The organism is Glycomyces salinus (genome assembly GCF_016428645.1).
GTDB classification, from domain to species: domain Bacteria; phylum Actinomycetota; class Actinomycetes; order Mycobacteriales; family Micromonosporaceae; genus Glycomyces; species Glycomyces salinus.
The window spans coordinates 1-23,840 of record NZ_JAELXW010000107.1; the positions used below are offsets into that span (position 1 = coordinate 1).

The 23,840-nt window shown below is 71.2% G+C and carries 24 protein-coding genes and 1 pseudogene; 21 read left to right on the plus strand and 4 right to left on the minus strand.

Annotation, left to right across the window (positions count from 1 at the left end; all coding sequences use genetic code 11):
* Positions 1-752: 752 nt before the first annotated feature.
* From JFB92_RS21105 to JFB92_RS21120, 4 genes are all read right to left on the minus strand, one after another.
* Positions 753-1,457, minus strand: a complete 705-nt coding sequence (locus tag JFB92_RS21105) for a glycosyltransferase (RefSeq protein WP_199043272.1) — start codon at positions 1,455-1,457, stop codon at positions 753-755.
* Between the two features lie 169 nt (positions 1,458-1,626).
* Positions 1,627-2,970, minus strand: a complete 1,344-nt coding sequence (locus JFB92_RS21110; RefSeq protein ID WP_199043274.1) for a UDP-N-acetylmuramoyl-tripeptide--D-alanyl-D-alanine ligase — start codon at positions 2,968-2,970, stop codon at positions 1,627-1,629.
* Between the two features lie 137 nt (positions 2,971-3,107).
* The gene (locus JFB92_RS21115) at positions 3,108-3,440 is read right to left on the minus strand and encodes a YnfA family protein (RefSeq protein ID WP_199043276.1); all 333 of its coding nucleotides are present in this window, start codon (positions 3,438-3,440) and stop codon (positions 3,108-3,110) included.
* A 28-nt stretch (positions 3,441-3,468) separates the two neighbouring features.
* Entirely contained in the window at positions 3,469-3,918 is a 450-nt protein-coding gene (locus tag JFB92_RS21120) for a hypothetical protein (RefSeq protein ID WP_199043277.1), read from the minus strand.
* A 209-nt stretch (positions 3,919-4,127) separates the two neighbouring features.
* Between JFB92_RS21120 and JFB92_RS21125 the strand changes: the two genes are divergently transcribed.
* The 21 genes and pseudogenes from JFB92_RS21125 to JFB92_RS21225 all read left to right on the plus strand — a co-directional run bounded on the left by JFB92_RS21125 (position 4,128) and on the right by JFB92_RS21225 (position 23,837).
* The gene (locus JFB92_RS21125) at positions 4,128-4,874 is read left to right on the plus strand and encodes an NAD(P)-dependent oxidoreductase (protein WP_199043278.1); all 747 of its coding nucleotides are present in this window, start codon (positions 4,128-4,130) and stop codon (positions 4,872-4,874) included.
* Positions 4,867-5,903: pseudogene (locus JFB92_RS21130) on the plus strand (D-alanine--D-alanine ligase family protein). Before JFB92_RS21125 ends, JFB92_RS21130 begins: the two are co-directional and overlap by 8 nt.
* Positions 5,900-6,508: a D-Ala-D-Ala dipeptidase VanX gene (gene vanX, locus JFB92_RS21135; protein ID WP_199043279.1), complete on the plus strand. Its 609-nt coding sequence runs from the start codon at positions 5,900-5,902 to the stop codon at positions 6,506-6,508. The pseudogene JFB92_RS21130 and the gene vanX overlap by 4 nt, the downstream one beginning before the upstream one ends.
* A 304-nt stretch (positions 6,509-6,812) precedes the next feature.
* Positions 6,813-7,832: a zinc-dependent alcohol dehydrogenase family protein gene (locus JFB92_RS21140; protein WP_199043280.1), complete on the plus strand. Its 1,020-nt coding sequence runs from the start codon at positions 6,813-6,815 to the stop codon at positions 7,830-7,832.
* Between the two features lie 34 nt (positions 7,833-7,866).
* Positions 7,867-8,529, plus strand: a complete 663-nt coding sequence (locus JFB92_RS21145) for a DUF2291 family protein (protein ID WP_199043281.1) — start codon at positions 7,867-7,869, stop codon at positions 8,527-8,529.
* A complete protein-coding gene (locus JFB92_RS21150) occupies positions 8,526-10,115 on the plus strand; it encodes a sugar ABC transporter ATP-binding protein (protein ID WP_372451670.1) in 1,590 nt (529 codons plus the stop codon). The genes JFB92_RS21145 and JFB92_RS21150 overlap by 4 nt, the downstream gene beginning before the upstream one ends.
* Entirely contained in the window at positions 10,112-11,239 is a 1,128-nt protein-coding gene (locus JFB92_RS21155; RefSeq protein WP_199043283.1) for an ABC transporter permease, read from the plus strand. Before JFB92_RS21150 ends, JFB92_RS21155 begins: the two co-directional genes overlap by 4 nt.
* Positions 11,240-11,278: 39 nt before the next feature.
* A complete protein-coding gene (locus JFB92_RS21160) occupies positions 11,279-12,274 on the plus strand; it encodes a D-ribose ABC transporter substrate-binding protein (RefSeq protein ID WP_199043285.1) in 996 nt (331 codons plus the stop codon).
* Between the two features lie 57 nt (positions 12,275-12,331).
* On the plus strand, positions 12,332-14,065 hold the full coding sequence (locus JFB92_RS21165; protein ID WP_199043288.1) for a dihydroxyacetone kinase family protein: 1,734 nt from the start codon (positions 12,332-12,334) through the stop codon (positions 14,063-14,065).
* Entirely contained in the window at positions 14,058-14,531 is a 474-nt protein-coding gene (locus tag JFB92_RS21170) for a ribose-5-phosphate isomerase (protein WP_199043289.1), read from the plus strand. The genes JFB92_RS21165 and JFB92_RS21170 overlap by 8 nt, the downstream gene beginning before the upstream one ends.
* Positions 14,528-15,292 carry a triose-phosphate isomerase family protein gene (locus JFB92_RS21175; RefSeq protein WP_199043291.1) on the plus strand — a complete coding sequence of 255 codons (765 nt, stop codon included), beginning with the start codon at positions 14,528-14,530 and terminating at the stop codon, positions 15,290-15,292. The genes JFB92_RS21170 and JFB92_RS21175 overlap by 4 nt, the downstream gene beginning before the upstream one ends.
* 13 nt (positions 15,293-15,305) lie before the next feature.
* Entirely contained in the window at positions 15,306-16,154 is an 849-nt protein-coding gene (locus tag JFB92_RS21180) for a DeoR/GlpR family DNA-binding transcription regulator (protein WP_199043298.1), read from the plus strand.
* A 56-nt stretch (positions 16,155-16,210) separates the two neighbouring features.
* Complete coding sequence (locus JFB92_RS21185; protein WP_372451671.1) at positions 16,211-17,221, plus strand: NAD(P)-dependent alcohol dehydrogenase; 1,011 nt, start codon at positions 16,211-16,213, stop codon at positions 17,219-17,221.
* An 82-nt stretch (positions 17,222-17,303) separates the two neighbouring features.
* Positions 17,304-18,044, plus strand: a complete 741-nt coding sequence (locus tag JFB92_RS21190; RefSeq protein ID WP_199043301.1) for an SDR family oxidoreductase — start codon at positions 17,304-17,306, stop codon at positions 18,042-18,044.
* 12 nt (positions 18,045-18,056) lie between these two features.
* A complete protein-coding gene (locus tag JFB92_RS21195) occupies positions 18,057-18,641 on the plus strand; it encodes a TetR/AcrR family transcriptional regulator (RefSeq protein ID WP_199043302.1) in 585 nt (194 codons plus the stop codon).
* 4 nt (positions 18,642-18,645) lie between these two features.
* Positions 18,646-19,614, plus strand: a complete 969-nt coding sequence (locus JFB92_RS21200) for an NADPH:quinone oxidoreductase family protein (protein ID WP_199043342.1) — start codon at positions 18,646-18,648, stop codon at positions 19,612-19,614.
* A 10-nt stretch (positions 19,615-19,624) separates the two neighbouring features.
* Positions 19,625-20,359: a glucose 1-dehydrogenase gene (locus tag JFB92_RS21205; RefSeq protein ID WP_199043303.1), complete on the plus strand. Its 735-nt coding sequence runs from the start codon at positions 19,625-19,627 to the stop codon at positions 20,357-20,359.
* Between the two features lie 118 nt (positions 20,360-20,477).
* Complete coding sequence (locus tag JFB92_RS21210) at positions 20,478-21,194, plus strand: ABC transporter ATP-binding protein (protein WP_199043304.1); 717 nt, start codon at positions 20,478-20,480, stop codon at positions 21,192-21,194.
* Positions 21,191-21,907 (plus strand): ABC transporter ATP-binding protein, encoded by a 717-nt coding sequence (locus JFB92_RS21215; protein WP_199043305.1) that lies wholly within the window; start codon positions 21,191-21,193, stop codon positions 21,905-21,907. The genes JFB92_RS21210 and JFB92_RS21215 overlap by 4 nt, the downstream gene beginning before the upstream one ends.
* Positions 21,907-22,785 (plus strand): branched-chain amino acid ABC transporter permease, encoded by an 879-nt coding sequence (locus JFB92_RS21220; RefSeq protein WP_199043306.1) that lies wholly within the window; start codon positions 21,907-21,909, stop codon positions 22,783-22,785. Before JFB92_RS21215 ends, JFB92_RS21220 begins: the two co-directional genes overlap by 1 nt.
* Positions 22,782-23,837, plus strand: a complete 1,056-nt coding sequence (locus tag JFB92_RS21225; protein WP_199043307.1) for a branched-chain amino acid ABC transporter permease — start codon at positions 22,782-22,784, stop codon at positions 23,835-23,837. The genes JFB92_RS21220 and JFB92_RS21225 overlap by 4 nt, the downstream gene beginning before the upstream one ends.
* The last annotated feature ends 3 nt before the right edge of the window (positions 23,838-23,840 follow it).

A 23,840-nucleotide genomic window follows, 5' to 3' on the forward strand; every position in this document is an offset into this window, starting at 1 on the left:
AAGACGACCTCAACCGCGCCGCCGAACAGGCCGAAACCGACGCCGCCTGGGCCGCCGCCAAAGCCGCACGCGCCCAAGCACGAGCCCGATTCACCACCGAAGCCACCGAAGCCACCGAGACCACCGAAACGCGAACACCGGGACCCGAACCCGAACCGCACTCAGGACCCGAACGAACCACCGCACCCCGACCGCGCTCAGGACCCGAACAATCCTCCCCGGACACACCCGAACCCGAGCAGGACTCTCCTCCCGAGCCCGCCTGCACCGCAACACGCTCCGACCCCGGACCCCCGCCCTTCTTACCCCGCCCGCCGCGGGAGGCACCCGCGGCGGGGCCAGCACACACACGACACACCAACCCGAACCCACTCGATGGGGTTCGGGCCCTCGCCATGCCCACACCCGGCAAGCCACCCCAACCCGCCTCCCACACCACACCATCGCCGCCCGGGTGAAGCCCCACCGAAACCGACCCGAGAGCCGAACATCAACCCGGCCCGATCACCCGCATTGCTCGTCGCCGCCTGCTCGAACCCCGACTCCACCGAGTCAGCGCGACAGCCACCGGCCCGCACTCCCGCCACCGCCGCCAACGCCCGCCGCGTTCGCGACCTCTCGGCAGTACAGCTAGCATTCCTGCATAGTTTCAGGAGCAGGGCTGCCGCCCTACGCCCACCGAATATGAACGCAGCTCACACGGTCTCGCCGTAGAGCATCGCCTCGAGCCGTTCGGCCTGCCGGTCCCAGGTTCACTCCCGGCACGCCCACTGCCGGGACGCGGCCGCGAACTTGCGCGCCAGCGGCGCATCGGTGAGGACCTGCGTGAGCCGATAAGCGATCTCGCCGACGTCGCGGCCGTCGACGACCCACCCCGACTGATCGTGCAACACGGTGTCGGGCGCGCCGCCCGAGTCTCCGGCGATAACCGGCAGCCCGCTCGCGGCCGCCTCCATGAACACCGCGCCCAGACCTTCGACATCCAGTCCTCGATGGCGGGTGCGGCACGGCATCGCGAACATGTCGCCCGCCGCGAAATGCCGAGCCAGCTCGGATTCCGGAACCGCCCCCGTGAAGGTCACCACGTGCTCCAAGCGGAGGGCGCGAGCCTGTGTACGCAGCCTGCGTTCGTCGGGGCCGTGTCCGACGATGAGCAGTCGCACATCCTGGCCGGTCTGTGCGCGCACGTGCGGGAGAGCGCCGATGAGCTTGTCCTGCCCCTTGCGGGGCACCAGGTGAGAGACGCACACGATCACCGGTTTGCCGTGCAGGCCGTGGCGTTCGCGGACCACTGTGAACGGTTGAGCGGCGTCGAACTCGGCCCAGCCCGGCGAGGTCGACGCGTAGACGACCAGGTCTTCGGCCGGAAGACGTGACGCCATGCCCTGCACGAAGGTCTGTATTCCGCCTCGGCGAGGCGGAAGATCGTTGGTGACCAGGAGCGTCCGGCTGTTCATGACTCGGCGTCCCGACAGAACAGGCCGAAGCGGCCCGGGGCGACTGGATCCTCAACAGTTTCCATGCCTGAACCGTATGTTCGCGAGCGTATCCGCGCACTGAGGCTGACAGCCCATTTGAAGGTGCAGTTCTCTTCATATTCGAACTAGAACCGTCTTCCCCGCACCACTACGAGAGCGCCGCGGCGATCTCGTCCAGGTTCGCGGCCCGCGATGCCTTGACGAGCACCACATCGCCGGGGGCGAGTCGGCCGCGCAGCCAGTCGACGGCGGCGGTGTTGTCCGCCAGTGCCATCGCCTGTTCTCCCGCGCCTTCGGAGATTGGTCGGGCCGATTCACCGACCGCGACCACCAGATCCGCCCGGGAGGCGGCGTACTCTCCGATGCCGCGGTGTTCGGCCTCGCTGTCCTCTCCGAGTTCGAGCATCTCGCCGAGGACGGCGATGCGGCATCCGCCCTCGATCGCCGCCAGCGCGTCCAAGGCGGCGCGGGCCGAGTCTGGACTGGCGTTGTATGAGTCGTTGAGCATGGTCGCCCCGCAGGGGAGGTCGCTCAGCTCCATGCGCCACTTCGACAGCGACGCCGTGGCGAGCGCGGCCGCGGCCACGTCGAGGCGCACACCGGCCGCCAGCCCGGCCGCGGCGGCGGCCGCCGCGTTGAGGGCCTGATGGGCGCCCACGAGCGGCAGCGTGACCGGGGCCGAGGCGTCAGCGGTGCGCAGTTCGAAGGACGGTCGGCCGAGCCGGTCGAGCGAGAGGCCGAGTACCCGCACGTCCGCGTGCGCGGACCGGCCGAAGGTCGCCACCGGGCCGTCGGTGAGCGAGCGCATGGCGGCCACCCTGGGGTCGTCGGTGTTGAGCACGGCGGTCCCTCCCGACGCCAGGCCCCGCACCAACTCGCCTTTGGCCTCCGCGATCGCCTCGCGCGACCCGAAATAGCTGAGATGGGCCTGGCCGACGTTGAGCACGACCGCGACATCGGGCGCGGCCAAGCCGGCGAGCGCGGCGATGTCGCCGACGTGGCGCGCGCCCATCTCGAGGACAAGGTGGCGGGTCGCCGCGTCGGCGCGCAGCATGGTGATCGGCACGCCGATCTCGTTGTTGAACGAGTCGGCCGCGGCGACGGTCGGAGCGGCGCTCGACAGCACGGCCGCCAGCAGGTCTTTGGTGCTGGTCTTGCCCTGGGAGCCGGTCAGCCCGACCACGGTCATCCCGTCGTGGAGCCGGGCCACGACATGCGCGGCGAGGCGCTGGAGCGCGGCTTGGACGTCCCCGACGACGACGGTCGGCAGCGACGTGGGCCGGGAACCGAGCACGGCCACCGCGCCGGCCCGACCCGCCTGATCGGCGAAGTCGTGCCCGTCGACCCGCTCGCCGGAGAAGGCTACGAACAGGCCGCCCGGTTCGGCCCGCCGACCGTCGAGCACGGCCGGAGCGGCCACGGTCATGCCGCCGTCGCCTTTGACGGTCCCGCCGACGACCGCGGCGATCTCGCCGAGACTGATCGGGATCATGCCCGACCGCCACGGGAGTCGATGTGCGGGGCATGCCCGCGGAGCTGGATTCGCTGTAGGTCATGCCTCCAGCTAATGCGAAGCGATGTTGCCGGCGCGTATCGAGTTTTCGATACGCCGCCGATACTCCGTGCCGGTCAGCCGCGGGGCGCGTACATGATGACGGCGACGCCGAGCAGGCAGATCGCGGCGCCGATGAAGTCCCAGCGGTCGGGTCGGAAGCCGTCGACGACCATGCCCCACGCCAGGGAACCGGCCACGAAGATGCCGCCGTAGGCGGCCAGGATGCGCCCGAAATGGGGATCGGGTTGGAAGGTCGCGACGAAGCCGTAGGCGCCCAGGGCCATGACACCTGCGGCGATCCACAGGATTCCGCGATGCTCTCGCACGCCCTGCCAGACCAGCCAGGCGCCGCCGATCTCGGCGAGGGCCGCCAGCGCGAACAGCAGGATCGATCGGGCTAGGTCCACGGCCGTGACGCTAGCATCCCGGCCCTGCTCACGGTCGGGATCCGGGGGAGGGGAACGGCAGCGGGCATTCGGGGGTGGCCGCGCACGTCTCGGGGTCGTCGCAACCGGCGGTCAGGGCCGCGCGCAGCATTTCGGCGACGGTTTCGAGGTCGGCGATGCGGGCCTCGATCTGCGCGGCCAGTCGAGGCCCTGGCGCAGCCGTCGAGCACGCCCGCTCGGCCCTGCGGTACCGACACCTCCAGGCTGAGGGCGTCCTCGGCGGCGGTGAGGGCGAAGGTGAAGAAGCCGCAGCAGTCGGTCTCGGCACCGACAGGGCGGCGACCCGGGACGCGGTGTCCGGGTCGGGGGACAGGTCCAGGCGCAGTCTGGTCGAATCGAGGCGGTCGAGGCCGGTGACGGCAGTGGCGAACAGGTCTTCGAACTCGGCCAGGCGCAGCGGCTGCTCCGCGCTCGGCAGTCGGCACGCATCGGCCGGCACCCACGCGAGGTTGCGCCGCGCGGGGGCGTCGGCCGATGCGTGCCGGCTTGCGCACGGCCTGTTCGCTCTGGGCGCCGACCGTAAACCCGTACCCGGGTACAGGATGCAAACCGAAGTGACCACGGTGACTATCGCTGGTCGGCGACTTATCGTCGGCATATCGAAATCCGGATACGCCATGGCAACGGCGTCCCGTCTTCAATCGGGCCATGACCTACAGCGATCCAACACGGGCGCCGGGCCTTGGCCGCTCGCCCGACGAACCGACGACGGGAGTCACGGTCTACGGCTGCGAGCGCGACGAGGCCGCTCTGTTCCGGGAGTTCGCTCCTCGATTCGGCGTGTCCCCGACGATCACCGAGGCGCCGGTGTCGCAAGGCAACATCGAGTCGGCGTCCGGAAACCGCTGCGTCAGCGTCGGCCACAAGACCCGGATCGTGGACGCGACGCTCTTGGCGCTCAGCAGAGCCGGAGTCGAGTACGTCTCGACGCGGAGCGTCGGATTCGACCACATCGACGTCGAATACGCGGCGAGCGTCGGCATCACCGTGGAGAACGTCGCCTACTCGCCCGACGGCGTGGCCGACTACACGCCGATGATGATCCTGATGGCGGTGCGGAACGCGAAGTCGACCGTCCGCCGAGCGGACGTCCACGACTACCGGTTGCAGGAGGCGCGCGGGAGGGAACTGCGCGATCTCACCGTCGGAGTGATCGGCACCGGCCGCATCGGCGCCGCGGTGGTCGGCAGGCTGCGGGGGTTCGGCTGCCGGATCCTCGCCTGCGACAACCGCGTCAAGACCGCCGCCGACTACGTGCGCCTCGATGAGCTGATCCGGCAGAGCGACGTCATCAGCCCGCACACCGCCTATTACACCGATCGTGCCCTGCGCGACACGGTCGAGAACACCATCGTCAACTGCTTGAAGTTCGAAAGAAGGAATCGGCATGGATAGGCCGAAACTCGGAGTCCTCTTCGGCGGCCGCTCCGAGGAGCACCACGTCTCGGTCAAGTCCGCCCAAGAGGTCGCGCGGAACCTCGACACCCGGAAATACGATCCGATCTACATAGGGATCACGGAGCGCGGCGCCTGGGTGCTCTGCGACGGTTCCGGCGCGGACTGGGAGGGCGGCGGACGCACGGCGGTCCTGTCGCCCGATCCCGGCGTGGGCGGACTCCTCTCCTGGGTGACGGCGAGTACGAGACGATCGGCCTGGACGTCGTGCTGCCGGTCCTGCACGGCCGGCTCGGCGAGGACGGTGCGGTGCAGGGCCTGCTGGAGCTCGCCGGCATCCCCTACGCCGGCTGCGACGCACAGGGCTCGGCCGTGTGCATGGACAAGTCCCTGGCCTGCATCGTCGCGCGGAGCGCGGGGGTCGCCACGCCGAACTTCCGGACCGTCACCTCAGACGAGAAGGTCGACCTCGACGGACTCGCCTTCCCGGTCTTCGTCAAGCCGGCCCGTTCGGGCTCGTCTTTCGGCGTCGGCAAGGTGTCTCAGCAGGAGGAACTGCCGATTGCGATCGATACCGCGAGAAAGTATGATCCCAAGGTGTTGATCGAAGAGGCGGTCGTCGGAAGCGAGATCGGTTGCGCGATAATGGGAAACGATCCGGATCCGATCGTCGGCGAGGTCGATCGGATCTCCCTCTCGCACGGGTTCTTCAAGATCCATCAGGAGAGCGACCCCGAGAGCGGCTCCGAGAATTCGACGATAACCGTTTCCGCCGACATTCCGGAGGCCGATCGGTCACTCGTTCGGGAGACCGCCGAGGCCGACTATCGCGCCCTCGGTTGCAGCGGGATCTCGCGGGTCGACATGTTCCTCAAGGACGACGGGCAAGTGGTCCTCAATGAGGTCAATACCTTCCCCGGCCAGACATCGTACAGCCGCTATCCGAGAATGATGGCGGCCGCCGGCCTCCCGCCCGCCGAGGTGATCGATCGGATGGTGTCGTCGGCGTTGACGGGAAGGCTCCAGTGAAGGATGAGTTCGTCTTCGTCGACGAGTTCGTGCCCGGAATACGGTGGGACGCCAAGTACGCCACTGGGGACAACTTCACCGGCAGACCGGTCGACGGGTACCTGGTCGATCGGGTCGTCGGGACGCGGGCCCTGTGCGCGGCCCTGGTCAGTGCGGCGGAGAAGGCCGCGTCGTACGGCTTCGGTCTGCTCCTGTGGGACGGCTACCGCCCGCAGCGCGCCGTGGACTGCTTCCTGCGGTGGACGGAGCTTCCCGAGGACGGGCGGACGAAGCGGCGGCACTACCCGAACATCAGCCGGAGCGAGATGCTCGCGAGGGGCTACATCGCCGCCAAGTCCGGCCACAGCCGCGGCGGCACCGTCGACCTGACGCTCTACCACCTGGGCACCGGCGAACCGGCCGCCATGGGCGGTGACCACGACCTGATGGATCCGATCTCGCACCACGGCGCGGAGGGGATCACCCGGGCCGAGGACCGAAACCGGCGGCACCTCCGCTCGGTCATGGAATCCTGCGGGTTCCGCCCCTACGACTGCGAGTGGTGGCACTACACCCTCGAAGACGAGCCGTTCCCCGACACCTATTTCGACTTCCCGGTCGGCTAGCCGGACCGGACCCACTCCCGCTTCGCCGCCGTTCGGCGGTCCGCCCCCCGTCCCGCGACGGGGGGCTTTCGCGTGCCCTCCCGGCCCCCGGACATCACGTTTATAACAAGTTCTTAACGTCAGTGGTGCCGATTGACAATACGAATCGCGCTGTGTAACGTCAGAAATCACATGGGGCACGATAGCTCGATGTTAGATTTAACAAGAAGTGTCAGCGTGAAGCATGAGGCACCGGGTTGACCAGGGCGTGTACGGCATAGTCGCCCTTTGCCTCTCAATGACCAAGCCAACGGAGGAATGTGTCATGCGAGCAGTTGTCTTCGAGGAGGCAGGCAAGCTCACCCAGGTCGACCGCCCCGAACCCACCCCCGGGCCGAAGGACGTCGTCATCGAGACCGCCGCGGTAGGCGTGTGCGGCACCGACACCCACGTCTTCGACGGCGAGTTCGAAGGAACCGTCTACCCCCTCGTCCCCGGACACGAGGCCACCGGCGTGGTCGTCGGCGTCGGCTCGGAGGCGACCGCCTTCGCCCCCGGAGACCACGTGGCCGTCAACCCGTCCACCACCTGCGGAGCCTGCGAGTTCTGCGCCAACGGCAAGTCCAACCTGTGCAGGGAGTGGAACGGCCTCGGCGTCGTCGCCTCCGACGGCGCCTCCCAGGAGCGGTTCGTCGCCCCGGTCTCGAACGTCTACAGACTGCGCCCGGAGACCGACCTCTACGAGGCGGCCCTCATCGAACCCCTCGCCTGCGCCATCCGCGGCTACGACCTCCTGCCGCGCCGCATGGGCGACCACTACCTGGTCTACGGCGCCGGAACCATGGGACTGCTCATGGCCCAACTGGCGCCGCGCGCCGGAGCGGCGAGCGTGACCATCGTCGACATCAACGCCGAACGGCTCGAGACCGCCAGCGAACTCGGCATCCAGCACGTGCTGACCGGCGCCGACCAGGCTGAGCGCGACAAGTGGGACGTGGTCGTCGACTGCACCGGCGCCATCCCCGCGATCGAGGACGCCCTGCCGAGGGTCAAGGCCGGAGGCACCTTCCAGCACTTCGGCGTCGCCCCGGCCGAGGCCACCGCCGACTACTCGCCCTTCCGCGTCTACCGCGACGAGATCAGCATCGTCGGCACCATGGCCGTCCTGAACTCCTTCGGCCGGGCCGTGGAGATGTTCGAGGCCGGAGCCATCAACCCAGGGCCGATGATCAGCCACTCCTTCACGCTCGACGACTACCCCCGCGCGCTGGAGCTGTTCCGCAAGGGCGAGGGCCGCAAGCTCCAGATCCGACCGGGCGACACCGCCTCTCGCGTCCTCCTCTGAGGACGAGGCCCCATCAATCGAGAGGAGACAGAGCATGTCACAGCAGAGCAGCGCCCGCAGGCGCCGTCTGCGCAACGTCAACCGGATCGTGCTGCCGCTCGCGCTCGCGGCCCTGCTCGTCGGCATGGCCCTCGACGTCAAGGTGATGAGCACCGACGAGGCCGCCAGCGCCGGCGAATCGGAGTTCAGCGCCGAGGAGTACGCCGACGAGCACTTCGAGGAGATCGCCGAGAACGTCGCGGAGCGGGCCGTGCCCGCCGCCGAACTCGCGGCCGCCGTCGATGCCGACCTCGACGCGGCCGGCCAGGAGTACGGCGCCCGCGCCGGAGACACCTCGGCCTGGGCGTTCCCGGTGTCCTTCGAGGGCGTCGTCGGCGAGGTCGACGAGGTCACCGGAACCGCGCCGGTCGAGGTCGAGGGGCTCCCCGACGGCGTGGAGGTCATCGTCCAGTTCGGACCGGTCGTCAACGGCTCGGCCCTGCGCGACGTCACCGGAGACGTCCGCCTCGGCAGCTTCACCAACCAGATGGAGTACCAGTCGGTGGCCGCCGAGCTGAACACGCACGTGCGGGACGGCGTGCTCGCCGAGATCGACACCGCGTCGATCGAGGGCGGCACCGCCACCGTGACCGGGACGTTCTCGTACGCCCCGGGCGGAGCCTGGCTCGTCACGCCTGTCCAGGTGGAGGTCGCCTGATGGTCTCCGCACAGGTCAGCGCCCCGCCGTCCACCGACGTCGTGCTGCGAGCCACCGGCATCACCAAACGCTACGGCGGTGTCGAGGCCCTCAAGGGCGTCGACTTCGAGATCCGCAGCGGCCGGGTCACCACGCTGTTCGGCGAGAACGGGGCCGGGAAGTCGACGCTGATGAAGATCGTCTCCGGCGTCGAGCGGCCCACCTCGGGAGCCCTCGAACTCGACGGCGAGCCGATCCGCTTCGCCTCCTCCGACGACGCCCTCGACCACGGCATCGCCATCATCCACCAGGAGCTCAACCTCGCCCCCAACCTCAGCGTCCGCGACAACATCTTCCTCGGCCGGGAACTGCTGACCCCCTTCGGTTCGGTGGACTTCGCCGCCGAGGACAAGGTGGTGCGCGAGCTGATGGAGCGCCTCGAGGAGGACCTCGATCCCGCCGTCAAGGTGGCCGACCTGCGCCTGGGCCAGCAGCAGATCGTCGAGATCGCCGGGGCCCTGGCCGCCGACGCGCGCGTCCTGATCATGGACGAGCCCACCTCGGCGCTCAGCGCCAACGAGGTCGAGGTGCTCTTCAAGGTCATCGAGGACCTCAAGTCCGAGGGCGTGGCGATCGTCTACATCTCCCACCACCTCGAGGAGGCCCTGCACGTCACCGACCGCGCGGTCGTCTTCCGCGACGGCGAGCTCGTCGCCGAGGCCGAGGCGGCCGACATCGACCTCGGCTGGGTCGTGGAGAAGATGGTCGGCGCCGCCGACGAGGAGGTCTTCGCCGACCTCGCCCCGAACCCCGGCGAGGCCGTACTGGAGGTCGAGGGCCTCGTCGTCGCCGACCCGCAGGCCCCCGAGCGCAACGTCGTCGACCACGTCTCGCTGCGAGTGCGGGCCGGCGAAGTGGTGTGCCTCTACGGCCTCATGGGGGCCGGCCGCACCGAGCTCATGGAGGCCGTCGCCGGGCGCATGCCCGTGGTCTCCGGCAAGGTGTCCCTCGAAGGCGAGGACATCGGGCGCCTGAACGTCCGCGACCGCATCGACCGCGGCCTCGGGCTGGTCCCCGAGGACCGCCAGCGCGACGGGCTCGTCCCGCAGCTGTCGGTGGGCCGGAACATCTCCCTGGCCAGCATCGGCGACTTCATGCGCGGGATATTCCTGTCGGGCCGCATCGAGGACCGGCGGATCGACGAGGGCCTGGCCAAGACCCGCGTCAAGACCTCCTCGCCGAAGGCACCCATCGGCTCCCTCTCGGGCGGGAACCAGCAGAAGGCCGTGATCAGCAAGATGCTGCTCACCGAGCCGACCGTGCTCCTGCTCGACGAGCCCACCCGGGGCATCGACGTCGGCGCCCGAGCCGAGATCTACTCGCTGCTCGCCCAGCAGGCGCAGCAGGGGCTCGGCGTCCTGTACGTCACCAGCGAGATCGGCGAGGCCATCAACGGCTCGAACCGCCTGATCGTCATGCACAAGGGGCGCCTGGTCGCCGAGTTCGACCCCCGCGAGGTCGACCGGCACACCGTCATGGCCGCCTCCGGAGAGAACGCAGACCTGGCCGACGAATCGGCCCAGAACCAGATGGGAGCATCCCAGTGAGTGCTCAGGCAGGAGCGGGACGCTTCCGGGCCCGCGGCGGGAAGATCGACTGGAACACGGTCTTCCTCGAAGGACGGGCGCTCATCGCCTTCGTCCTCATCATCGTCATCTTCGCGTCCTTGTCGGACCACTACCTGACGACGACCAACCTCATCTCCATGACCCGGCACGTGGCCTTCAACGCGGTGCTCGCGCTGGGCATGCTGCTGGTGATCCTCCACGGGGGCATCGACCTGTCCGTGGGCTCGACCGTCGGACTCTCCGGCGTCGTCGCCGGATCGCTGCTGCAAGGACTCGACCTCTCCCTGCTCGACATCGTCGCCTACCCGGCCGTGTGGGTCGTGGTCGTCGTCTCCGTCGCCGTCGGCGCCCTGGCCGGATACGTCAACGGCGTCATGGTCACCAGATTCAGAGTGGCGCCGTTCGTCGCCACCCTCGGCATGATGTACATGGCCCGCGGCGCGGCCCTCCTGATCGCCGACGGCCGCACCTTCCCGCAGCTGCAAGGCGAACCCGAACTCGGCAACACCGGGTTCTCGGTGATCGGCAACGGGCGCCTCCTCGGCATCCCCATGGGCGTGTGGATCATGATCGGCGTCGCCGTCGTCGTCGCGATCCTGCTCACCCGCACCCCCTTCGGGCGCTGGCTGTACTCCATCGGCGGCAACCAGCGCGCGGCCGAGCTCTCCGGCGTCCCGGTCAACCGCGTCGTGCGGTCGGTCTACGTCATCTCCGGGATGTGCGCCGCGCTCGTCGGCCTCATCCTCGCCTCGGAACTGACCGCGGCCACCCCGCAGACCGGGCAGATGTACGAGCTCAACGCCATCGCCGCGGTCGTCATCGGCGGCGCGGCACTCTCCGGCGGCCGAGGCACGGTGCGCGGAACGCTGATCGGCGCCTTCGTCATCGGCTTCCTCACCGACGGCCTCGTCATCGTCGGAGTCTCCGAATTCTGGCAGATGGTCATCACCGGCGCGGTCATCGTCGCCGCAGTGGCCCTCGACCAGTTCCAGCAGCGGCTCAACCGCACCCGGAGCGGATCGGGCAGGTCCGGTCCGGGTGAGGCGGCGGCGAAGCAGCCCGCCGACGACAAGGCGGCGGCCAGTGCCGCCTCCGGAGTCTGAACCAGCCTCTCAACGACTGCCCATAAGGAAGGAATCACCATGAATCGCAAGCTCATAGCCGGCATCGTCGCCGGTATGGTCCTCGCCGCGACGGCGGCGTGCGGGGACGGCGGCGACTCCGGAGACGACGAGGGCCCCAGGCCCGACGCGGCGGAAGTCGAGGGCGGCTACGTCCCGATCATCTCCGTCGAACTGGCCAACCCCTACTGGGACACCGAGGCCGAGACCGCCAAGACCGGACTCGAAGCGCTCGGCTACCAGACCGACGTCTTCCAGCACGAGAACGACCCGCAGCGCCAGAACGAGCTGATCGACGCGGCCATCTCCCAGGACGCGGTGGCCATCGTCCTCGACCCGGCCGGCGCCGACGAGTCCATCGGCGCCGTCGAGCGCGCCACCGAGGCGGACATCCCGGTCTTCCTCATCAACGCCGAGATCAACGAGGAGGGCACCGCGATCTCCCAGATCGTGGCGAACAACGCCCAGGGGGCCGCCGCCGGAGCCCAGTACTTCGCCGAGCAGATGGGCGGCGAGGGCACCTACGTCGAGCTATACGGCAACCCCACCGACAACAACGCCCCGGTGCGGTCGACCGCCTACGAGGAGACCCTCGCCCAGTACACCGACATGGAGCTCCTGCAGCGGGAGACCGCCAACTGGAGCCGCGAAGAGGGCTACCAGGCCATGCAGAACCTGCTGACGGCCCACCCCGACATCGACGGGGTGCTCTCGGGAAACGACGAGATGGCCCTCGGAGCGGTCGCCGCCATCGAGTCGGCCGGGCTCGTCCCCGGCGAGGACATCCTCGTCATGGGCTTCGACGGCTCGCCCGACGCGGTCGAGGCGATCGAGGACGGCAAGCTCCTCGGCACCGTCCTCCAGCCGATCGTGACGGCCACCGACATGCTCGTCGAGCAGCTCGACAGCTACCTCACCACGGGCGAGACCGGTGCCGACCAGGAGAAGCAGGCCGTGGACTGCGTCCTGATCACTCCGGACAACATCGACGGATACTCGCTGTTCGCCCTTGAGTGACCCCCGGTGCCGGGCCCGACTGGGCCCGGCACCGTCGACCGTTCCGCGGAGGAGACCATGACCTACCTATCCAACGACCCGGCCAGGTTCGCCGACGAGCTGATCGAGGGCTTCGTGGCGGCCCACCCGTCGTGGGTGCAGGCCGTCCCCGGCGGCGTCGTGCGCGCCACCCGGGTGCCCGACGGCGAGGTGGCCGTCGTCGTCGGCGGCGGCTCGGGCCACTACCCGGCCTTCGCCGGACTCGTCGGCCCCGGCCTCGCCCACGGCGCGGCCATGGGGAACGTCTTCGCCTCGCCCTCGGCCGAGCAGGTCTACACCGTCGCCAAGGCCGCCTCGGCCGGCGGCGGCATCCTGTTCAGCTACGGCAACTACGCCGGCGACGTCCTCAACTTCGACCAGGCCCAGGAGCGGCTGCGCGCCGAAGGCGTCGACTGCCGGACCGTCGTGGTCACCGACGACGTCTCCTCCGCGCCGCCCGAGGAGAAGGAGCAGCGCCGGGGCATCGTCGGCGACCTGGTCGTGTTCAAGGCGGCCGGACAGGCCGCCGAGGCCGGACTGCCGCTGGACGAGGTCCACGCGCTGGCCGAGCGCGCCAACGAGCGCACGCGCTCCTTCGGCGTCGCCTTCTCCGGCTGCACCCTCCCCGGAGCCGACGAGCCGCTGTTCACCGTCCCGGCCGGACGCATGGGCGTCGGCATGGGCATCCACGGCGAACCCGGCATCGGCGAGGCGGACGTGCCCAGCGCCGAAGGACTCGCCGAGATGCTGGTGGAAAAACTCCTGGCAGAAGCGCCCGAAGGCGCCGGCGACCGCGTCGCCCCCATCCTCAACGGCCTGGGCTCGGTCAAGTACGAAGAGTTGTTCGTCCTCTACCGCAGCGTGGCCCGGCTGCTCGACCGGGCCGGGCTCCAGACCGTGGAACCGGACGTCGGCGAGTTCTGCACCAGCTTCCAGATGGCGGGCCTGTCGCTGACCCTGACCTGGCTCGACGACGACCTCGAACGCGCCTGGCGCGGCCCGGCCGACACCCCCGCCTACCGCAAGGGCGCGGTGGCGGCCCGTCAGCGGCGCGACCCCGCCGAGACCGCCACCGCCGCCGAGACCCGCATTCCCGAATCCGACGCCGAGGCCCGCGCCGCCGCGGCACGGGCGGCGACGGCGCTGTCGGCAGCCGCCGCCGCCATCGACAGGACCGCATACGAACTCGGCCGCCTCGACGCCGTCGCCGGAGACGGCGACCACGGCATCGGCATGCGGCGCGGGTCCATCGCCGCGGCCGAGCGCGCCCGCGAGGCCGCCGAACTCGGCGCCGGCGCCGCCACCGTCCTCCGACTGGCGGGGGACGCCTGGGCGCACCGCGCCGGCGGCACCTCCGGCGCCCTGTGGGGACTGATCCTGCGCTCCCTCGGCGACGCCCTCACCGACACCGGGCACCCCTCGGCCGCCCAAGTCAGCGCCGGAATGCGCCGGGCAGAAGCCGAAGTCGCCCGCTACGGCGGCGCCGAACGCGGAGACAAGACCCTGCTGGACGCCCTCGGGCCCTTCGCCGACTCCTTCGAGGCGGCCGCGAGAGCCGGAGACGACCTCGCGACCGCCTGGTCCCGGGCCGCGGACGCGGCCGAACAGAGCGCACGAGCCACCGCGGACCTGCTGCCCCGCAAGGGACGGGCCAGGCCGCACGCCGAGAACAGCCTCGGAACCCCCGACCCTGGCGCCGTCTCGCTGGCGTACATCGCCGGCGCGGTCGCACCGGTTCTGGCCGAGGCACCGAAAGGAGAGCACGATGAGTGAGGGATGGCGCATCGTCGTCGGCAGCGACGACGCCGGCTACCGGTACAAGGAGGCGCTCAAGCGCGACCTGGAGGCGAGCGGCCTCGTCGCCGAGGTCGTCGACGTCGGCGTCGACGAGGGCGGGGACTCGCCCTACCCGGCCGTGGCCGTCACCGCCGCCGAACGGATCGCGCGCGGCGAGGCCGACCGGGCCCTGCTGGTGTGCGGCACCGGACTCGGGGTGGCCGTCGCGGCCAACAAGGTCCCCGGCATCCGCGCGGTGACAGCCCACGACAGCTTCTCCGTCGAGCGCAGCGTCCTGAGCAACGACGCCCAGGTGCTGTGCTTCGGCGAACGGGTCGTCGGCCTCGAACTGGCCCGCCGCCTCGCCCGCGAGTGGCTGACCTACCGGTTCGACACCGACAGCGCCTCCGCGGCGAAGGTGGCCGTGATCGGCCGGTACGAGTCGTCGAGGACGTGCGAGTGACGCCGCTGTTCATCGGGGTGAGCCTGAAGATGTACTTCGACCACGACCGCACGGTCGAGTGGGCCGAGGACGTCGCCGGGCTCGCCCGCTCCCGCCCCGAGGTGCGCGACGGCCGCGTCGAGCTGGTCGTGCTGCCCTCCCACGCCTCCCTGCCCGGCGTCGGACCGATCGCCGATGGCGCCGGAGTCTCCCTCGGCGCGCAGGACGTCGCCGAGCACGACTCCGGCCCCTACACCGGCGAGGTGTCGGCGGCCAGCCTGGCGCAGGTCGGCTGCCGCTACGCGGAGGTCGGTCACGCCGAGCGGCGCGCCCGCCACGGCGAGGACGACGCCGTGGCGGGCCGGAAGGTCGCCGCGGCCTGGCGGCACGGGCTCGTGCCGATCCTGTGCGTGGGCGAGCAGGAGCCGGTCGACACCGATGCGGCCGTGGAGCACTGCCTCGAGCAGGTGCGCGCCGCCATGGCCCACGCCGGGGCGGGGGTCTCCGGCGAGCTCGTGGTCGCCTACGAACCGGTGTGGGCGATCGGCTCGACGCACGCCGCCTCGGCCGGGCACGTCACGGTCGTCGCCAAGGCGCTGCGGGAGCTCCTGGTCGAGCACGCGTCGGTGACTTCGGCCCGCGTCATATACGGAGGCAGCGCCGGGCCGGGTGTTATGTCCGAATTGGATGGTTCGGTGGACGGACTGTTCCTCGGGCGCTTCGCACACGATCCACGCGCGCTCGGTAGCGTCTTGGACGAGGCGATCGAGCGCATAGGTTGACACGGAGGATGCGGTGACCACTCAAGGCAGTACGTGGCCGGAGTCGTCGGGATCGGCGCGCCAGTCGCGCCAGGCCGAACGGCAGCGGGCGATCACGGATCTGGTGATAGCCGAGGGGACGGTGCGCATCGACCAGCTCGCCGAGCAGTTCGGGATCTCGGCGATGACCGTCCACCGCGACCTCGACGAGCTCGAGGCTCGCGGCCTGCTGCGCAAGTCCCGGGGCGTGGCCACGGCGATGTCGACGAGCCTGATCGAGTCCAGCGACGTCTACCGGCTGGCGCGACAGAATCAGGAGAAGGAGGAGATCGCCCAGGCGGCCCTCGACTACATCGAACCGGGCCAGGCGATCTTCCTCGACGACTCGACCACGGTGCTGCACCTGGCCCAGCACCTGTACCGCAAGACGCCGCTGACGGTGATCACCAACGTGCTCACCCATCTCAACGGGCTCAACGGGGTGCGCGACATCTCGCTGATCGCGCTCGGGGGCGACTACCACAACTGGTGCAGCGCCTTCATGGGCCGGATGACGCTGGAGGCGATCGGGCGGCTGCGGGCGGACACCTTCATCATGTCGACCGCGGCGATCACCGACGACATCTGCTTCCACCAGTCTCCGGAGACCGTGGACGTCAAGCGGGCCATGTTCGAGTCCTCCAAGCGGCGAATCCTGCTGGTGGACCACACGAAGTTCGAGCGGCGGGCGCTGCACGCGCTGGTCCGCCTCGACGAGTACGACCAGGTGATCGTCGACTCCAAGACCGACGAGGCCCACATCTCCCGCATGGAGGCGCAGGGCATCAACGTCCTGGTCGCCCCGATGCCGACCCATCACGAGAAGCGACGCTCCGGGGACTGACCCGGCGGGAGAGTACCGAGGAGACTGCCATGACTTCCACGACCGTCCCGACGGCGATGCGGGCCTCAGTGCTGCTGGGCGCGCACCGGATCGAGGTGCAGGAGCGCCCCGTGCCGCGACCGGCCCCCGACGAGGTGCTGGTGCGGATCGGCGCCGTGGGCGTGTGCGGCTCCGACGTCCACTTCTACGAGGACGGACGCCTCGGCGACTGGGAACTGGACGGGCCCCTCGTCCTCGGGCACGAGTCCGGCGGCGAGATCGTCGCCGTCGGCCGCGACGTGGACGCCTCTCGCGTGGGGGAGCGGGTGTCGATCGAGCCCCAGCACCCCTCGGCGACCTCGGCCGAGGCCCTGCGCGGGGAGTACAACCTCGACCCGGGCATGCGCTTCTACGCGATCCCCGGAACCGATGGGGCCTTCCAGGAGTATGCGACCATCCAGTCTCACTTCGCGCACCGCGTGCCCGACGAGGTCAGTGACGACGCCGCCGGGCTGATGGAGCCGCTGTCGGTGGCGATCGCGACTGCCCGCAAGGCGGGCTTCACCGCCGGCAGCCGCGTGTTCATCGCCGGATCCGGGCCCATCGGCGTGGTGACCGCCCAGGTGGCCCGCGCCTACGGCGCCTTCGAAGTCATCGTCTCCGACGTCAGCGCCCGGCGGCGCGAGCGGGCCCTGGAGTTCGGCGCGACGAGCGCGGTCGACCCGCTGAGCGAGAAGGTCGAGGACCTCGACCTGGGAGCGGACGCCTTCGTCGACGCCTCCGGTGCCCCGGCCGCGGTCGTCAGCGGCTTCCACACCGTGCGTCCCGGCGGGGTCGCGGTGCTGGTGGGCATGGGTGGGGCCGAGGTCCCGCTCCCGATCCCGCTGGTGCAGGGCCGGGAGCTCACGGTGACCGGGATCTTCCGCTACAACAACACCTGGCCGACCGCGATCGGCCTCGTCGCCTCCGGTGCGGTCGACCTGGACGCCATGGTCACCGGCCGCTTCGGTTTGGACGAAGTGGAGGATGCCTTCGCCTCCACGCGCGATGAGGCGACCCTGAAGTCGGTGGTCGACCCCCGCTTCTGACGCGGACGCGGAACGCGGCAGTGTGGTACGGTCAATGCCACAAACCGACTGGACGGTATGAACCGGGTGGGGAGTTCCGCGCGTGGAGAGATTCGAAGGCAGGGCCGCCCTGATCACCGGGGCGAGCAGGGGCATCGGCCTGGCCGTGGCCCGGCGCCTGGTGGCCGAGGGCGCCTCGGTGGTCATCACCGGGCGCGACGAGGAGGCCCTGGAAGAGGCCGTGGACGACCTCGGCCGGGACCGCGCCGCGGGCGTCCCCGGGCACGCCGACGACCCGGCGCACCGGGCCGAGGCGATCGCGCACGCGGTCGAGCGCTTCGGCGGGCTCGACCACCTGGTCAACAACGCCGGCATCAACCCGGCCTGGGGACCGCTCACCGAACTCGACTCCGGCGTGGCCCGCAAGATCTTCGAGGTCAACGTGCTGGCCGCTCTGGAGTGGACCCGCGAGTCGCTCGCGGCCGGAGAGCTGAAGTCGGTGCTCAACATGTCGTCGGTCGCGGGCATGAGCGCGAGCGACAACATCGGGTTCTACGGCGTCTCGAAAGCCGGGCTCATCAACCTGACCGCCCAGCTCGCCGAGGAGCTCGCGCCCGCCGTGCGCGTCAACGCGCTCGCACCCGCCGTGGTCAAGACCAAGCTGTCCCGGGCTCTGTACGAGGGCCGCGAAGAGCAGGTCGCACGGGCCTATCCGCTCGGCCGCCTCGGCGCCCCCGACGACGTGGCCGGGCCCGCCGCGTTCCTGCTGTCCGACGACGCCGCCTGGGTCACCGGCCAGGTCCTGCCGGTCGACGGCGGCGCGAGCATCAGGCCGGTGGGGTGAAAGATGGGGACCATGAGAACCACCAGCGTCGCCGACGAAGTGCTCCGCGCCGCCCTCGAGCTGTTCGCCGCCCAGGGCTACGCCAACACCAGCGTCCAGCAGATCGTGGAGGCCGCCGGCGTCACCAAGGGCGCCATGTACCACTACTTCTCGTCCAAGGACGACCTGCTGTTCGCGATCTACGAGCGGATGCTCTCGCTCCAGAAGCGACGCCTCGACGAGATCACCGCGAAGGGCGGATCCGCCGAAGCGGTGGTGCGGGCCGTCTGCGAGGACGTGGTCGTCACCTCCATCGACTTCCTGCGCGAGGGCACGATCTTCTTCCGCAGCCAGCATATGCTGACGACCGAGCGGCAGAAGGAGGTCAAGCGCCGCCGCCGCGAATACCACGACGCGTTCGCCGAGCTCGTCACCCGCGGCCAGGCCGAGGGGTCCTTCCGCGACGACATCCCCGTCTCGGTCCTCATCGCGAACTTCTTCTCCGACGTGCACTACCTGCCGCACTGGTACTCCGCGGAGGGACCCGAGGACAAGACCGAGGTGGCCGAGCAGCTCACCGCCCTGTTCCTGCGAGGCATCAGGAGATCCGATGACTGAGACCATGCGCGCCTGGCGCGTCACCGGCCACGGCGAGCCCGAAGCGGTCATGGCGCTCGACAAAGTAGGCGTACCGCGGCCGGGCCCCGGCGAGGTCCTCGTCCGGGTCCGGGCCGTGGCCGTGAACTTCCCCGACGTGCTGCTCGCCCGCGGCCAGTACCAAGAGCGCCCCGAGCTTCCGTTCACCCCCGGCATCGAACTGTGCGGCGACGTCGCCGCCCTCGGCGAGGGCGTCGAGGGCATCGAGGTCGGGCAGCGCGTGGTCGGCTCCAAGATCGGGGTCATGGCCGAGTGGGCGGCCGTCCCGGCCGACGCGGTCCGACCGGCTCCGGCCTCGCTCGACGACGCCTCGGCCGCCGCGCTCACCATCGCCTACCAGACCGCCTGGTTCGGCCTCCACCGCCGCGCCGGACTCCGCTCCGGCGAGACCCTGCTCGTGCAGGCGGCGGCCGGCGGCGTCGGCACCGCGGCCTGCCAGCTCGGTGCCGCCGCCGGGGCCGAAGTGGTCGGCATCGTCGGCGGCCCCGCCAAGGCCGAGGTCGCCGAGGCGGCCGGGGCGGCGCGGGTCCACCTGCGCGGCGGCGACTGGGTCGGCGCGGTCAAGCGGGACGGCGGCGCCGACGTCGTCTTCGACCCGGTCGGCGGCGAGGCGTTCGAAGGCTCGGTGCGCTGCCTGGGCTTCGAGGGCCGCATCGTCGTGGTCGGCTTCGCGAGCGGCGCGATGCCGCGCGTCCGCGCCGACCACGCTCTGGTCAAGAACTACAGCGTGCTGGGCCTGCACTGGGCCCTGTACCAGCGGCGCCGCCCCGACCTGGTCGACCGCGCCCACGATGAGCTGACGCGCCTGGCCGACTCCGGCGCCGTCCGCCCGGTGGTCGGGGAGATCGTGTCCTTCGAGGACGCCTCCGCGGCGGTCCAGCGGCTCGCGGGCGGGGACACGACCGGGCGGCTCGTCGTGCGGGTATCGGAGTGAGGCGGTCGGGATGACGGGCCTGAGCGGGCGAGTCGCGATCGTCACCGGCGGATCGCGGGGCATCGGCGCGTCCCTCGCGCGGGCCCTGCACGCCTCCGGCGCGACCGTGATTATCGCGGACGTCCTGGTCGAGCCGGGGGAGGCGCTCGCGGCCGAGCTGGGCGAGCGGGCCCGGTTCACCGAGCTCGACGTGACCGACGAGGACTCCTGGGCGCGCACCGTCGCGGACGCCGTCGAGGCGTTCGGCGCGGTGGACGCGATGGTGAACAACGCCGGGATCGCGAACGCGGCGCCGCTGGAGCACTTCTCGCTGGAGAAGTGGAACGCCGTCATCGGCGTGAACCTGACCGGCACGTTCCTCGGCTGCCGGGCGGTCGCGCCGTTCATGAAGGCCGCCGGACGCGGGTCCATAGTGAACATATCCTCGGTGGAGGGACTTCGCGGCAGCGTGCGCCTGCACGGGTACACCGCCTCCAAGTTCGCCGTCCGCGGGCTCACCAAGTCGATCGCGGTCGAGTTGGGCCCGTTCGGCGTCCGCGCGAACTCGATCCACCCCGGCATCATCGGCACCGACATGACCACCCGTATCGACCCCGAGTCGCTGGTCGTCCCGCTGGGCCGCCCCGGAGTCCCCGGCGACCTCGCCGGGGCGGCGGTGTTCCTGGCCGGCGACGAATCGGCCTACATCACCGGCGCCGAGCTGGTGGTCGACGGCGGCATGACCGCGGGCATCCCGCACCGCTGACCCGGGGAGCCGAGCCTTGTCCATATCGAAACGGAACAGCTCTCGCCGCAACATACCGTCCGGTCGGTATTTCCGGTAGGCTGGACCCACTCCGACACGAAGAGGTGCGAGTACCACGATGCAGACGACCCCTCCACCCCGTCTCGAGGTCTCCGGACTCGAGGTCCGATTCGGCGGCCTGACCGCCCTCGACGACGTGTCCCTCACCGTCGGCGACGGCCAGACCGTCGCCCTCATCGGCCCCAACGGCGCCGGGAAGACCACCCTGTTCAACGCCGTCTGCGGCCTGGTCCGTCCCCGCCGCGGCACCGTCGGCGTCGCCGGACGCCCCGCCCCGTCCTCGCCCACCGGGCTCCTCGCCGCCGGCGTCGCCCGGACCCTCCAGGGTCTCGGCCTGTTCGAGCAGCTGAGCGTCCTGGAGAACGTCCTGGTCCCCCTCTCCAGCCTCCGCCGCGACGCCGAGCGGGCCCGCGCCGTCCTGGCCGACCTCGACCTCGCCTCCGTCGCCGACCGGCCCGTCGGAACCCTGCCCTATCCCGAACGCAAGCGGGTCGCCCTCGCCCGCGCCCTGGTGACCGACCCCGGACTGCTGCTGCTCGACGAGCCCGCCGGGGGCCTCGGGTCCGCCGACATCGACGCGCTCGCGGCCACCGTCCGCGCCCTGGCAGAGGACGGCCGCGCCGTCGCCCTCGTCGAACACCACGTCGACTTCGTCATGGCCGTCGCCGACCGCATCGTCGTCCTCGACTTCGGCAAGGTCATCGCCGCCGGAACCCCCGACGAGGTCCGCGGCGACCCCGCCGTCGAGGCCGCCTACCTAGGGGGTGCCTCGTGAGCACCTTGACCGTCGAGCGCCTCACCGTCGGCTACGGCGACGGCGCCCCCGTCCTCGACGGGCTGGACCTCGAGATCGCCGACGGCGGCATCGTCGCCCTCCTCGGCGCCAACGGCGCGGGCAAGACCACGCTCCTGCGGGCCCTCACCGGCCTGGTCCCCGCCCGGTCCGGCCGGGTCCTGCTCGGCGGTGCCGACCTCACCGGACTGCCCACCGAGGACCGGGTGCGGCGCGGACTCGCGCTCGTGCCCGAGGGCCGCGGCGTCGTCGCCGAACTGACCGTCGACGAGAACCTCCTCCTCGGCGGCCTGTGGCGGCACCGCGCCGCCGCCAGGCGCGCCGCGGTCGAGGAGATGTACGACCTCTTCGAACCCCTCGCCCGCCGGCGCGGCGCCCACGGGCACAGCCTCTCCGGCGGCGAACGCCAGATGCTCGCGCTGGCCCGCGCCCTCGTCGCCCGCCCCGACGTGCTCCTGCTCGACGAACCGTCCCTCGGCCTCGCCCCGCTCGTGGTCGCCCAGCTCCTCGGCGTCCTGCGCGAGACCGCCCGCCGCACCGGCCTGACCGTGCTCCTCGCCGAGCAGAACGTGACCGGCGCGCTGTCGGTCGCCGACCGCGGCGTGGTGCTCTCCCTCGGCGAGGCCGTGGCCGACCGCCCGGCCGCCGAACTCGCCGCCGAACCCGCCCTCCGCCATGCCTACCTGGGGTTCTGATGGACCGACTCGTATTCCTGCTCTCATCGGGACTGGCCCGCGGGGCCGTCCTGGCCCTGTTCGCGCTCTCCCTGGTGATCGTCTGGAGGGCCGCCCGCGTCGTCAACTTCGCGCAGGCCGCCATGGCGATCGCCGCCGTCTACGTCGCCTTCGCCATCACCGCCGCCTCCGGCTCCTACTGGCTCGGGCTGATCGGCGGCCTCGCCACCGGAGCACTCCTCGGCGCGGCCGTCGAAGCCGGTCTCATGCGGCGAGTGCCGCACACCACCCCGCTGCCCGGCATGATCGTCGCCATCGGACTGGTCATGATCCTCCAGTCCGGACTGTCGATCGCCTTCGGCCCGCAGCACCGGACGATGCGGCCCCCGTTCTCCGAGCGGCCCTTCGATCTCGGCGGCGTGCCCGTGCTCTCCCCGTACGAGCTGTTCGTGCTCGTCGTCGCCGCGCTCGTCATGGGCGGACTCGCCCTCCTGTTCAACCGCACCTCCCTCGGACTCCAGCTCCGCGCCTCGGCGTTCGCCCCCGAGACCTCCCGACTCCTGGGCGTGCGGGTGCCCCGCATGGTCACCGTCGGCTGGATGCTCTCGGTCGCCACCGCCGCCCTCGCCGCGCTCCTGCTGGTCCCGACCGAGCTCGGCCTCAACCCCTTCGCGGCCGACCTGCTGTTCGTCAACGCCTTCGCCGTCGCCGTGATCGGCGGCCTCGACTCCCCGGCCGGGGCGCTGGCCGCAGGGATCGGCGTCGGGATCCTGTCCAGCCTCGTCACCGGATACGTCTCGGCCTCGGCCGCGCCGCTGGCCGTGCTCGCCGTGCTCACCGCCGTGCTCCTGCTGCGGCCCGGCGGCCTCGTCGCCGCCGGGAAGGCGAGGTCGGCATGAGGACCGTCCTGCGCGCCGCGCTCCTGGCCGCCCTCGCGATCGGCGCGACCTTCGCCCTCGACCCGTTCCGCAACTTCCAGCTCGCCACGGCCGCCGGCGTCTTCGCCGCCGTCGCCGGACTGACCGTCCTGGTCGGACTCACCGGCCAGCTCTCGCTCGGCCACGCCGTGCTCATGGCCGCCGGAGGCTACGGCTACGCGGCCGCCTCCACGGCCGCGGCCGAGGCCGCACCCGAGTCCGCGGCCCTCGTCCTGACGGCCGGACTCGCCGGGGCCGCAGCGGTCTCGGGAGCGCTCGGCCTGCTGCTCGGCCTGGCCGCCGCCAGACTCCGCGGCCCCTACCTCGCGGGCCTGACCCTCGCCCTGGTCATCGCGCTCCCGTCGGCGGCGAACGTGCTGCCGCTCGGCGGCGCCCAGGGCCTGCCCGCCCCGTTCCTGCCCGTCCCCGACGCCCTGTCCCGGCTCATCGCCGTCGAGCAGTGGCATGCCTGGCTCGCCATCGGCGTCGCCGCCGTCGCGGTCACCCCGCTCGCCGTGCTCCGATCCGGTCGGGCGGGCCTGCGCATGCGGGCCGTCCTCGGCGACGAGACCGCCGCCCGACTGTCCGGAGTCGACCCCGCCAGGACCAAGACCGGCGCCTTCGTCGCCAGTGCCGTCCCCGCCGGGCTCGGCGGCGCGATCCTGGCGATCACCACCCAGCAGGTCGCGCCCGGCGGCTACGGCCTGGCGTTCTCGCTGCTGCTCGTGGTCGCCGCCGTCGTCGGCGGGCTCGGCAGCCTCGGCGGCGCCGCCCTCGGCTCGGTCCTCGTCGTCGCCCTGCCCTGGCTGGTCGACACCCTCGTCGACGCCGTCCCCTCCGACCTCGGACAGCGCCTCGACGGCAACTTCGCCGTCCTGCTGTTCGGCGCGGTCATCATCGCGGTGACCGTCGCCCGGCCCGGCGGCCTCGCCGCCCTGGGACCCCGCCTGCGAATCCGGAGCCGCGGGCGCGCGGCCGCACCGGTCTCCCCGACCCCCGACAACGCAACCCCTTCCGCGAACACAGAGAGGTGATTC